A 12,170-nucleotide genomic window follows, 5' to 3' on the forward strand; every position below is an offset into this window, starting at 1 on the left:
TCAAAGTGGCAAAGGTGCAGAGGGACAAAGTTTTGAAAACTTTGTTTAATATCACAACAAATTTCTTTCGTTGTTTAATCTTTGCCGTATTTTTTTAGGAGAGTTAAAGTTACAAAGGTTCACGGGATTAAAAATAATAACGTTATCCATTGTGACAAAAACACTTTGCCACTCTGTACCTATGAACCTTTGTAACTTTTAAAAAATTAGTTTGCGCTCAAATACTCAGCAGTACTTAATCTGTCTGCGCTCATTGCTTCTTTTCCAGCTTCCCAGTTTGCAGGACAAACTTCACCTTTAGTTTGAATATGAGTGTAAGCGTCTACCATTCTTAAGTATTCGTTTACGTTACGTCCTAATGGCATATCGTTAACACTTTCGTGGAAAATTTTTCCAGTTTCGTCAATTAAGTAAGTAGCTCTGTATGGTACGTTTGAACCTTCGATGATAACTGAATCAGTTTCTTCGCTGTAGCTTGTAGCTTCGATATCAAGAATACCTAAAATATTAGCTAAGTTACGGTTAGTATCTGCTAAGATTGGGTAAGTTACACCTTCGATTCCACCATTGTTTTTTGGAGTGTTTAACCAAGCAAAGTGTACTTCGTTTGTGTCACATGAAGCTCCGATTACGATAGTATTTCTTTTTTCAAATTCTGGTAAAGCAGCTTGGAAGGCGTGTAATTCAGTTGGGCAAACAAAAGTGAAATCTTTTGGGTACCAAAACAATAATACTTTTTTGTTGTTGTTTACTGCTTCTTCAAAAATGTTGATTTTTAAATTATCACCCATTTCAGAGATAGCATCAACTGCAATACTTGGGAATTTTTTTCCTACTAAAGACATATTTTTCGTTTTAAAGTTAAAAATTTATTTCTGGTGCAAAAGTAGGGTATAAGTATACATTCTTACAATAAGATGTGATTATAAATATTTATTAACTGATAGTTTTTGATTATGTTTGATTGTTTGTGAGTTGTAAGTTATTGAATGTCAATATTTACAGGAAGGCTGCCTTTGCAAATTCCATTTTCAAGAAATTGAATTCCGGCATTTTTTTGAAACTCTTCAAAATCCTGATATACCTGAATAAGTCCTGAAGCCTTTGAAAGGTTTGGAATTATCGGTAAAACATATGGATTTCCGAAAACATAAAGAATACATTTTTTAGTTTGAAGCAAATCCGAGAGCAGTGCTAAAACTTCAGTATTGATTTCGAAATTGTTCATCGGTTTTGCTTTCGGAACAAATAAGGAAATGATAATGGTTTCAAACGGTTCCAGATTTTTTTGGATTTCCTGAATATTTGAATCTTCCGGATTTTCAAAAGCAAATTCAGCTGAATTTAATTTTGAATTTAAGGTTTGAAAGAAAGGATTATTGTTGTTTTTGTACAAACTGAGTTTGGCCAGCTGTTTGTTTTTTTGCGCTTCAAGAATCTGTTCTGTAGTGAAATTATCGATGATTTTGGTGATAGAATTTTGAGCAATTTCAAGGTTTAAAGCCGAAGCGTTTTCAAAATTCAGTTCTCCTGAAGTAAAGGGAGTTTCATCTAAAATGCCAACTTTTTGTTTGGCGCTAATGATTCTGTTAAAACTTTCTTCAATGCGTTCCGGAGAAGCATTTTTAAGAATAGATTCAATTCCTTCCGGAACATTTTCGGCGAAACATAAAACGTCGTTACCGGCATTGAAGGCTTCCCATTCGAGTTCTCCTTTGGTTTCGTATAATTTAGAAACGCTGTGCATGTTCAGGGCGTCAGAAATTACTAAACCGTCGTAACCCAGTTGTTCTCGTAAAAGTGTTTCGATAATAGGTTTTGATAAAGTCGCCGATGTGTTTTTTCCATCATTTAAACTTGGAACCGCCAAATGTCCAATCATAATCGAATCGACATTGTTCTCAATTCCTTTAATAAATGGGTACAATTCATTCTCCAGTAATTCTTCCAAAGTTTCGTTTAAAACGGGTAATCCCAGATGCGAATCGACATTGGTATTTCCGTGTCCGGGAAAGTGTTTCAGGCAGCCTAAAATTCCGACCTCGGACATACCTTTAAGATATTCGACAGCAAAATGGGCTACTTTTTCTTTGTTCTCACCAAAAGAACGATAACCTATTACCGGATTATTCGGGTTGTTGTTAATGTCGGCTAGTGGCGACAGATTGTAATGAATTCCGGCCGCTTTTAAATCTAAACCAATTTGTTTTCCAACTTCATAAACCAAATTTGATTTGCTTTCCGGTAAAGCTCCCAACGTGATCGCGTAAGGGTATTGCGGTGTTTTCTCAATGCGCATCGCCAAGCCCCATTCGGCATCAATACTGATTAAAAGGGGGGTAGAAGCTGCTTTTTGATAACGAACAATCAGGTCTTTTATTTTTTGATAACTATCGTCATTAAAAATGACTTTTTTCTTGCTTTCGTAGTTCGTTGCAGCACTGGCACGGCTGTGAAAAAAGGTAAGCCCACCAATGTTATGTTCTTTTATTAAACGTTCGGTTTCCTGAATGTTTTCTTCGGTATCGTTTATAAAAACTGCAGGAAAAAAGAATTGTCCCACTTTTTGTCTTAATGCTTGTGCTGTCATTTTCATTAGTATAAAACCCGTTAGGTTGTAATTCGTAAAAGTTTAATTAAACACATAGAAACATAGATCTTATGTGTAAAAAAGGATACAAAAAAGAATTATATTTCTTTCATGTAACCGGCTTTGTGTATTTTAAATAAGTGAAACGCTTTTTTTCTGCTAAAAAAATCTATGCTTCTATGTGTTAAAAATAATTACACCCAATAGATTATTCTAAAGCCTTTTTCATGCAAACACTATTCTCCATTTTTTCGTAAGGAGGATAATTTGGAATAATAGCGTAACCTAATTTTTGGTACAAATTGATTGCCTCCGGCTGATTTTTACCGGTTTCTAAAATCGTATAATGGTATTCAGCTTCCTTGGCCCATCGTTCCAGTTCTGCCAGAACCTGAGAAGCAATTCCTCTTTTGCGGAAATCCGGATGTACAAACATGCGTTTGATTTCTACCGTATCTTTTTCTTTTTCTCTGAAAGCGCCACAACCAACTGCTATATCATTTTCATAGTAAACGACAACATGTTTGATGAGATCGGTTTTGTTAAACTGATTGTAAAAGGTATGGTCTTCTCCGTCTCGGATTTTTAAATCCTGATCCAGTAAAACGACCAGATTTTTAAAATCAGTATCTTCAGAGTTGGTTCTTTTTAAACTAATCATGATGTTAAATTTATTTTCGTTTTTGAAAAAAGGATCTTTATAATATGTTGTTTTTGGCTAAGATGAAATTTGTTTTTCAGGATTAAAAAGTTTGCGTTTTCATAAAAATGCTCTTTAAAGCGGCTTTTTATTCATAACCTTTCCCCGTAAACCAATCATAACCCTCAATTATCTTATATTCATTAGGCATTGAACTCAATATCACGGTCTCTTTTTTATTAGTGTTATAAGGTTTGTTTTTTGAGATAATTAATTTACCGGTTTTCTTGTCGTTTTTGTCTTTTTCATAGTAGACATATTCCAGAGTGTCAATTGTCTCGCCATTCCATTTATATTTATACATCTCAGTTTCTCCTGGATGACCATATTGTACACCTCTTATTATTTTTTCTTTAGGAGAGAAAGTTGGATTGATAAATTCAAAACTATTTGAAAAAGTTTTTTGGTCTTCTCTGAGTAAGTAAACATTACTGAAAGCTTTTAAGCAACACCCGGTCGCACCATACCAATTTAAAACGAAATCTTTTAATCCATCTCCATTAATATCTCGAATAGTGTCATTTCTATAAGTCATACTCCATTCTTTATGGGAGACCACCTTCTTAAATTTATTGTTAACTTTTGAATAGATGTCGATGTATACATCGTCTATTCCGTATCGGTGAATAATTAAATGAGGATTCTTTTTGGTGAAATGATTATCGAAACTTATCTCCACTTCAATTGCAGTATCCACTTTATATTCGTTGTGAAATTTATTCTTATAAATATTTTGTGTTGCAATTTTTACTGCATCTGTTAGAATCTGGTCAAATTTTAAACTATCTATTTTATTTTGCTGTTCTATTTTTTTTCTTTTTTCTAAACGTTCTTTTTCCTTTTGTAATAACGTTGTCGAAGCGGAATCTTTTTTAACGACAGATTTCTTTTTCTTTTCGTTTGATTGTTCGCATGAAAATAATAGCAGTATGATTACTACTATTGCTACTATGTTTAGTTTTGTCTTCATGCGGTTACGAAAACTTAGAAATTAAGGTCTGTTCTTATTTAAGTTTTGCCTTTTTTTGTTTGGCTAATTGTTTCTTAGTTTCAATTGCTTTTTCTAATCGGTTTTTGAAACGGAAGAGTTTCGGTAAACCTTCAATTCTGTCTTCGATTGTAATTTCTTCATAAACGATAATGGCTTTTTCTAAAACTCTAATTTCATTATCGATATTATTTTCGTTTTTGTAGATCGTTGCTAATCGATCATAAGGATGATTTCCTTTAAAGCTTTCTTTGACATTTTCCTCGTATAGCTCAATTGCTTTTTCTAAATTTCCTGTTTTCTCGAACTCAGTTCCTTTTAAGTTGCGTTCGGCCTGCAAATTCTCATTGATTTCCATAGGTAAGATGTTTGATTTGGGGTTTAAACTTCTTCAGATTTTTTCCCAAAATCTTTCGGGAAAATTAAAAAACGTGATAAAATAAGACCTGGAATTGTAGCTATTATGACCCAAATAAAGAAGTTTTCATAGCCTAAATATTTTTGTATAAAGCCACTAAGCATTCCCGGAAGCATCATTCCTAATGCCATAAAACCAGTCGCAAGCGCATAATGTGCGGTTTTTGATTCTCCTTCTGCAACATGTATTAAATACATCATAAAGCCTGTGAAACCAAAACCGTATCCAAATTGTTCCAGAATAACAGTAATACAGGTATAAAGATTTAAAGGAGAGTTAATTTCGAAAAAATAAAGATTTAAATGAAGGTGGAAAACATTCTCTGGTTGAAAATGAGCCAATCCAATAAAGCCAAGAATAGGGAGATGCATGGTCAAAAACATAGGAAGCATCCATTTGGTAAGACCGTGTTTAGAGATGGCGATTCCGCCTAAAATTCCTCCAACAGTCAAGGCAAAAATACCTAAAGTTCCGTAAATTATTCCAACTGCTTCCGTATCTAATCCCATTCCGCCTAATTCCTTTCCGTCAAGTAAAAAAGGACTTAACATTTTAAGTAATTGAGATTCACCAAGTCTGAAAACAAGGATAAAAGCGAGAATTACTCCAATTTGTTTTTTCTGAAAGAAACTTATGAATATAGTTGCAAAGTTTTGATGATGTGTTTTATCTGTTCCTTCTGATGTGTTTATTTCGTCTTTTGGAGTAAAGATGAAATTGTAAACGGTAATAAATGTCATTAATAAACCAACAAAAATCATGGTATACGACCAGGCTTTTGTATTGTCGCCATATTTATGTTCTAAATAACCTGCAAGCAAAACAATTAATCCATTTCCGGTAAGCATCGAAAGTCTGTAAAATGTACTTCTGATTCCTAAGAAAAAAGATTGTTGCTCTTTTGGTAAAACCAATAGATAAAAGCCATCACTGGCAATATCATTAGAAGCTGAAGCAAAAGCGGCAACCCAGAATATGGCTAAAGTCATCATGAAAAATCCACTCGCCGGTATCGTAAATCCGACTAGTAGAAAAGCAATAGAAATGAGCAATTGCATCGATAAAAACCATTTTCTTTTAGTTCCTGTCAATTCAATAAAAGGGCTCCAGAGTGGTTTTATCACCCAGGGTAAGTATAATAAACTGGTGTAAACGCCGATATCTTCATTTGAAATCCCCAGATTTTTGTACATAATTACTGAAACGGAGATAATGATGGCATAAGGTAATCCAGATGCAAAATTGAGAAACGGAATCCAGAACCATGGTTTATTATCTGTTTTCATTAGGCTGAGCAGGGGTATAAGGTTTAAATGTCTTTTTTAAGTCGATGGCAGCAGGAGTACTTTCATTAGCATAATAATCGATAAAAGTTACGGCACAGGCTTTGTACTTGCTGATTTTTTCGGCAGGAATGTTAAAGGTAATCACATCGCCAGTTTCGTGAACTGTAATTTTATCGATGATTTTTGTAGCATCATTAATATCTACTTTCGAGACATGATCACCACCATAAATTACCATATAGCGCACTTTTGTGTTCAACGGATTTTTGATCGTGAAGGTGTATTTGCTGCTGTCTTTTGAGTATTCATTTACAACTGGTATATCGATTACAATGTGTTTTAAATTAGGAACTGCAGCCGGAAGTGCCGGATACTTGTATTGATTTTCCTCTAAAAGACGAACAATGTCAAAGTTTTTGTTCATGAACCATTTGGAGCTGAAATAAGCACTTCCGCTTACTTTTTTGAAGCTTCGGGCATAATCAATCTGATTTGGGATTTCACTTGCAAAATTCCAGCTTTTATCATTATCTCCTCTAATTTTATAAGAGGCATGTCCGATATACAAAGCGGTATTGTTTGAGTTCTCTGACCACCATTTTACTAATTTTGAATAGGAGGCTCTCGGGTTGTTCATGCTCCAGTACAATTGAGGCAGGATGTAATCGATCCATTTTTGATCCATCCATAAAACAGGATCAGCGTACAAATCGTCATAATTGGAAGTCGATTGGGTTTCAGAACCTTTTGGATCCTGAGATTTATTTCTCCAAACGCCAAACGGACTGATTCCGAATTGTACCCATGGTTTACTGGCTTTTATCATTGTAGAAATGGTGTGTACAAAATTGCTCACATTTGCACGACGCCAATCGCCAATGCTTAGTCCGGCTCCGTATTTTTTATAAGAGGCAGTATCGTTAAAGGTTTTTCCCGGAACAGTGTACGGATAAAAATAATCGTCAAAATGAATGGCGTCGATATCGTATTTGTCAACTACTTCTTTTACTACTTTGGTTAAGTGTTCCTGCACTTCAGGCAATGCCGGATCGTAATATATTTTTCCGGCATATTCGATCATCCATTCCGGATGTTTAAAAATGTCGTGATTGGGGCTAAGTTGCTGTTTGTTTAGATCGAAAGTGGCGCGATATGGATTCAGCCAGGCGTGAAATTCAAAACCTCTTTTATGGGCTTCCTCGATCATCCAGGCCAATGTGTCGTAATACGGATTTGGTGCCTGACCTTCTTTACCAGTCAGGAAACGGGACCAGGGTGCCAGTTCTGTAGGGTACAAAGCATCACCAACACTTCTCACCTGAACAATTACGGCGTTGTAATTTAATTTTTTATAAGCTTCTAAAATTTCAAGATAGTCTGCTTTTTCTTTCTCCACGCCGTCTGTAGCCGTTTTGGGCCAGTCGATATTTACCACGGTTGCAATCCAGACCCCTCTAAATTCGTTTTTAGGGTAAAGGTTTTTTTCCTGTGCATTGGATTTCCATCCAAAGAGAAATAAAAATAGAATAGAGAATAATAGTTGCTGATTTTTATGCATTTCAATCTTTTTTAACAGAAACCAAAAATAGTTTTTTTAGATGAGTATAAGAAATTATATGCTCTTCGTTTTTTTTACAAAAATTATACCTTAAAAATGAGTCCTTTTTTGTAAAAATATCCTAACATACAACTCCACAAAAGAACATATAGTATAGAATAGGTCAGGGAAGATAACATTTGATTTTCAAAAAGCGGACTGATCCAGTATTGGTAAGCATAGTCTCTAACGTTGATGGGATCTGAAATATTTTGAGGGTTCTGAACTTTAAGCAACGCGAGTGCACGCGGCAATATTCCGGAAACAAAGAATACGATCATCGGGTTTACACCCCAGCTTAGTAAAAAAGATGTCCATTTGTTATGATTCAGTACGTCTACGATATAATAAATCAGAGTTAGAAGGAAAAGGGCAATTCCGGCAGTAAATAATACATAAGAACTGCTCCAGAGTGCTTTGTTTAACGGGAAAACAATTGACCATAGCAACCCTGAAATAAGGAGTACGCTGCTTAAGATTCCCATTTTTTTAGCAATTTCGATTTTAGGTAAAGGTTTAAGCAGTAATTGTCCAATTAGTAAACCAATCAATCCGTTGGCTATAGTGGGTACTGTGCTTAAAACACCTTCGGGATCCCAGGTTTTGGTAGCGATATACATGTGATCTTTGAGTAAAATACTATCCAGCCACGAAGCTAAATTGGTACCGGGTTCGAGGTTTGCAGGACCAATTCCGGGAACGGGAATCAGCGTCATTATGGCCCAGTATCCCAATAAAATAAGGACACTTAGAAGGATTTGAGTTTTTATGTTTGTTTTTAAATAAACAATCGACACCAATAAATAGACAATCCCGATGCGTTGCAACACACCCGGAAGCCTGACATCGCTGAAATTTTCGTGTCCACCGTAAGCTAAAGTCAGGAAAATGACGAAAAGCCCGACGGCCAAAATGGTTTTGGTTTTAAGATTGAAATTTCCAATTAAAGCATATCCAACTGCGGCAGTAATAAGTAAGCGCACCAGAAGGAGCGGGAATCCATCTAGTCCTAAAAAATAAATGCTGTTAAAAAAGTACAGAAAGAACCCAAGGCAAATAATGCGCAGGGAACGGGTAATTATTTTTAAGATATTTTCGGGTTTGTCCTGTTTGATGGGCATGGCAAGAGGAATCGCAATTCCGACAACCAGAATAAAAAACGGAAAAACAAGATCGGCTAAGGTACAGCCGTTCCATTTTGCGTGATCGAGAATGGGGTAAACGTAATCCCAACTTCCCGGATTGTTTACAACGGTCATTAACAAGACGGTGAGTCCTCTTAAAACATCAACTGAAATGATACGATCTTTCATTTTTTTATTTTATTTAATCCGTTTCGGGGTACTTATTTTTAACACATAGTGACATAGTATTTTGCAAACTAAAGAACAGGCGTTTCACTTTTTCTCAACACACATAGCCTGCTATGTGAAGGAAACGGGTTTCTTTTTTGTATTCTTTTTTACACATAAAACCTATGTTTCTATGTGTTTATTTAATCTTTGAGGGATTATACCCAATTTTTTATTTACTGTGGTAACGAAATTTTCCCCATGGTTACGGATGGGATTCCTTTATGCGATCCAAAATTAAAATCATCTCCGGCTATAGTTTCATTGGCTAGAATAGCAAACAAAACGGCTTCTTTGGCATCGCCTGAAATACCCAGTTCATCTGTTTTATGAAAATCGCAAGGCAACAATTCTTTAAGCCATTGGACTAATAAAGGGTTGTGCGTACCTCCGCCGGACAGGTAAATTTTGAAATCTTCCAGTTTAGAATTTGAATGGCTTACGGCATACTGAATGGCTTCGGCGATTGTTTCGGCACTAAAACGGGTTAAAGTAGCCAGCAAATCCGGAGGCGAAATGGTATCGGGAGTACTTTTGGCTAAAGCTGCTTTTACGTATTCATCACTAAAAAGTTCAGGTCCAATAGTTTTTGGGAATTCCTGACGAAAAAAAGCATCGTCTTTTAAATGGTTTAGTAACAACTGGTTTATGGTTCCTTGTTTGGCTATTTCAGCATCTTTGTCGTAACTTTTTTGAGGATAGTAGTGTTTGGTAAAAAGATCGATGAGCGTATTGCCGGTTCCGGTATCGGTTACGAAGGTTTCTTCAGAATTTAAAGAAGCGGGTAAAAAAGTAAAATTTGCAATACCACCCATATTGAGCATGATGCGGTTTTCTCCCTTTTTTCCAAATAAAAAATAATCACCATAAACGGCCAAAGGAGCTCCTTCGCCACCTGCAGCAATGTGTTTTTGTCTAAAATCAGAGAGGGTAATGATGCCTGTTTTTACGGCAATATGATCGCCGTCACCAATTTGCAAAGTGGCGTTTGGAAATTTCTCCTGCTGGTGCAAGAACTTGGGTGCGTGCAAAACCGTCTGTCCGTGTGAGGCAATCAAATCGATTTGGCTGGCGGGAATATTTCGTTTTTTCAGAAAATCGTTAATCATTTCGGCATGCAAAATTCCAATCCACTCGTTGAGCATGACCAAATGCTGAAAATCAATTTCTTTCTTCGCAAAAACTTTACGAATTTCAGTTTTAATGTCTTCCGAATAATCGATGGTTTCAAATTCAGTTATTTTGACAGCGCTATTTTGCCCTGAACCCGAAATTTCGCATAAGGCAATATCGAGCCCGTCAAGTGAAGTGCCGGACATTAACCCAATAATGCTGCGGGTCTCTTTTTGAGCAATTTGGTACAGAGCATTTATATTTTTATTCATGAAAATTGAATTTTATAAAGACGATTTGAATTATAAAAGTGATAAAATGAACTCGTTGGTATAATTGTTTTAACAGATAGATTTGTTTTCCGCCACAAATTCACGAATTATTGCTTTATAATAATTCGTGAATTCGTGGCGAAATTTTTTATTCACAAATCGTATGTAAAAGATGTATTATTTTTTGTTAACGGGTTAAAATTAGAGTATTTTGGCAGTAATCGGCTTAAAAGTATATTTTTTTGTCGGTTTTTTTACTGGTAAAATAAAGGCCTGTATAAGTAATCAGCGCATTAACAATTATTAATTCATTGTCAAAGACATAACCGAAAAGGGCTTTGGAATTTTCGCTTAATAAATACGTCAACACAGGAGCGAGAATACAAAACCAAGGTACCAGTTTGTCTTGTACAATTCTGTTTTTCTGAAGTAATCCAAAAGCATACAAACCCAAAAGCGGTCCATAAGTGTAAGAAGCGGCCTTGAAAACCAGTGCAACAACAGAGCTATCGTTAAAAGAATTCAGAACAATAATCACCAGAAAGAAAAGAAAGGAAAAGGCAAGATGTACCAAATGTCTTCGTTTTACATTTTTGGGATTTGAAATATTTTCTGTTTTATCCATTCCCAGAAAATCAACACAAAAAGAAGTCGTGAGGGCCGTTAAAGCAGAATCTGTAGTGGCAAAAGTGGCTGCAATAATTCCTAACAGAAATACCAAAGCGGGAATCGTCGACAAATGATTTAGTGCAATCTCCGGAAAAAGCAAGTCGGTTCTGGGTTTGTTGGTTACTAAGTCCAGCGGTACGGCAATATTGTTTTTTGCAGCGTACATATACAGTAAGGCTCCCAAACTTAAAAAAAGAAGACTGATGGTGACAAAAATAACGGTAAAGGTATACATGTTTTTTTGTGCTTCTCCGATATTTTTGCAGCTGATATTTTTTTGCATTAAATCCTGATCGAGTCCAACCATCGCAATCATTATAAACAATCCTCCCAAAAATTGTTTGGCAAAATGGAATTTATTCGTCAGAAAATCATCAAAGAAAAAGGTCTTGGAATAATTACTGTTTCGAATTGCTGAAACCGATTCGAAAATGGTTAGGTCTAAACTGTTTAAAACAAAATATATGGTAATAAAAACAGAGGACACCAGAAAGAATGTCTGAAGGGTGTCTGTGATAATAATAGCTTTTAAGCCGCTTCTGTAAGTATATAAAAAAACAAAGGTAAGGCCTAAAAATACGGTGAGCGGAAACGGAATGTGATAGTAGTCAAAAACATAGCGTTGCAGTACAAGCACAACCAAATAAAAACGCAAAGCAGAACCTATGGTGCGGCTTACCAAAAAAATAGAAGCTGCGGATTTGTAGCTGTTTGTTCCCATCCTTTTTTCGATATAACTGTAAATCGAAGTAAGGTTCATTCTGTAATATAGAGGAAGTAAAACTTTTGCAATAATGATAAGTCCTACGGCTTGACCCAATATAAACTGAAAGTATTTGAACTGTTCTCCGTTTGGAGACCCAACCTCACCGGGCACTGAAATAAAAGTAAGTCCGGAAAGGGAAGTGCCAATCATACCAAAAGCGACTAAATACCATTTGGAGTTTTTATTGGCTTTGAAAAACGAATCGTTATCCTGTCCTTTTTTGCTGATGATTTGTGAAATCAGTAATAGTATGCCAAAATATACGATGATAAAAATTAATATGGTGCTTGAAGACATTTTGGTTTTGGATTAGTGGTGAGGTTATTTTTTTAACTTGTTCATGAGCTCCATAAAAGTTCTGTTAAACACAATATTGTCATTTCGACCGAAGGGAGAAATCACACACGAAACTCCACATA

Annotated in this window: 10 protein-coding genes; all 10 read right to left on the minus strand. The window is 35.6% G+C overall.

All coding sequences use genetic code 11. From position 1 onward, the window contains the following. Window positions 1-206: 206 nt before the first annotated feature. Window positions 207-845, minus strand: a complete 639-nt coding sequence (locus OGZ34_RS10620) for a peroxiredoxin (protein WP_173967336.1) — start codon at window positions 843-845, stop codon at window positions 207-209. A 137-nt stretch (window positions 846-982) separates the two neighbouring features. Further along, on the minus strand, window positions 983-2,596 hold the full coding sequence (locus tag OGZ34_RS10625; protein WP_263362992.1) for a glycoside hydrolase family 3 protein: 1,614 nt from the start codon (window positions 2,594-2,596) through the stop codon (window positions 983-985). A gap of 202 nt (window positions 2,597-2,798) precedes the next feature. After that, window positions 2,799-3,251, minus strand: a complete 453-nt coding sequence (locus OGZ34_RS10630; protein ID WP_263362993.1) for a GNAT family N-acetyltransferase — start codon at window positions 3,249-3,251, stop codon at window positions 2,799-2,801. A 127-nt stretch (window positions 3,252-3,378) separates the two neighbouring features. Beyond that, window positions 3,379-4,260, minus strand: coding sequence for an XAC2610-related protein (locus OGZ34_RS10635; protein WP_263362994.1), 882 nt, complete (start codon window positions 4,258-4,260; stop codon window positions 3,379-3,381). Window positions 4,261-4,294: 34 nt separating this feature from the next. Further along, a complete protein-coding gene (locus tag OGZ34_RS10640) occupies window positions 4,295-4,636 on the minus strand; it encodes a hypothetical protein (protein WP_173967339.1) in 342 nt (113 codons plus the stop codon). 23 nt (window positions 4,637-4,659) lie between these two features. Then, entirely contained in the window at window positions 4,660-5,982 is a 1,323-nt protein-coding gene (locus tag OGZ34_RS10645) for an MFS transporter (RefSeq protein WP_173967340.1), read from the minus strand. Beyond that, window positions 5,969-7,540, minus strand: coding sequence for a glycoside hydrolase family 10 protein (locus tag OGZ34_RS10650; RefSeq protein WP_263362995.1), 1,572 nt, complete (start codon window positions 7,538-7,540; stop codon window positions 5,969-5,971). The genes OGZ34_RS10645 and OGZ34_RS10650 overlap by 14 nt, the downstream gene beginning before the upstream one ends. An 83-nt stretch (window positions 7,541-7,623) precedes the next feature. Further along, window positions 7,624-8,892, minus strand: a complete 1,269-nt coding sequence (locus tag OGZ34_RS10655; protein WP_263362996.1) for an acyltransferase family protein — start codon at window positions 8,890-8,892, stop codon at window positions 7,624-7,626. A 215-nt stretch (window positions 8,893-9,107) separates the two neighbouring features. Further along, entirely contained in the window at window positions 9,108-10,316 is a 1,209-nt protein-coding gene (locus tag OGZ34_RS10660) for an anhydro-N-acetylmuramic acid kinase (RefSeq protein ID WP_263362997.1), read from the minus strand. A gap of 226 nt (window positions 10,317-10,542) precedes the next feature. Next, window positions 10,543-12,048: a sodium:solute symporter gene (locus tag OGZ34_RS10665; protein ID WP_263362998.1), complete on the minus strand. Its 1,506-nt coding sequence runs from the start codon at window positions 12,046-12,048 to the stop codon at window positions 10,543-10,545. Between the last annotated feature and the right edge of the window lie 122 nt (window positions 12,049-12,170).

The sequence above is a fragment of the Flavobacterium collinsii genome, from assembly GCF_946903285.1.
GTDB lineage: Bacteria > Bacteroidota > Bacteroidia > Flavobacteriales > Flavobacteriaceae > Flavobacterium > Flavobacterium collinsii.

Excerpts from the sequence above, each read along its gene's own strand:
- OGZ34_RS10620 (WP_173967336.1), bottom strand. The coding sequence starts at position 845 with ATGTCTTTAGTAGGAAAAAAATTCCCAAGTATTGCAGTTGATGCTATC.
- OGZ34_RS10625 (WP_263362992.1), bottom strand. The coding sequence starts at position 2,596 with ATGAAAATGACAGCACAAGCATTAAGACAAAAAGTGGGACAATTCTTT.
- OGZ34_RS10630 (WP_263362993.1), bottom strand. The coding sequence starts at position 3,251 with ATGATTAGTTTAAAAAGAACCAACTCTGAAGATACTGATTTTAAAAAT.
- OGZ34_RS10635 (WP_263362994.1), bottom strand. The coding sequence starts at position 4,260 with ATGAAGACAAAACTAAACATAGTAGCAATAGTAGTAATCATACTGCTA.
- OGZ34_RS10640 (WP_173967339.1), bottom strand. The coding sequence starts at position 4,636 with ATGGAAATCAATGAGAATTTGCAGGCCGAACGCAACTTAAAAGGAACT.
- OGZ34_RS10645 (WP_173967340.1), bottom strand. The coding sequence starts at position 5,982 with ATGAAAACAGATAATAAACCATGGTTCTGGATTCCGTTTCTCAATTTT.
- OGZ34_RS10650 (WP_263362995.1), bottom strand. The coding sequence starts at position 7,540 with ATGCATAAAAATCAGCAACTATTATTCTCTATTCTATTTTTATTTCTC.
- OGZ34_RS10655 (WP_263362996.1), bottom strand. The coding sequence starts at position 8,892 with ATGAAAGATCGTATCATTTCAGTTGATGTTTTAAGAGGACTCACCGTC.
- OGZ34_RS10660 (WP_263362997.1), bottom strand. The coding sequence starts at position 10,316 with ATGAATAAAAATATAAATGCTCTGTACCAAATTGCTCAAAAAGAGACC.
- OGZ34_RS10665 (WP_263362998.1), bottom strand. The coding sequence starts at position 12,048 with ATGTCTTCAAGCACCATATTAATTTTTATCATCGTATATTTTGGCATA.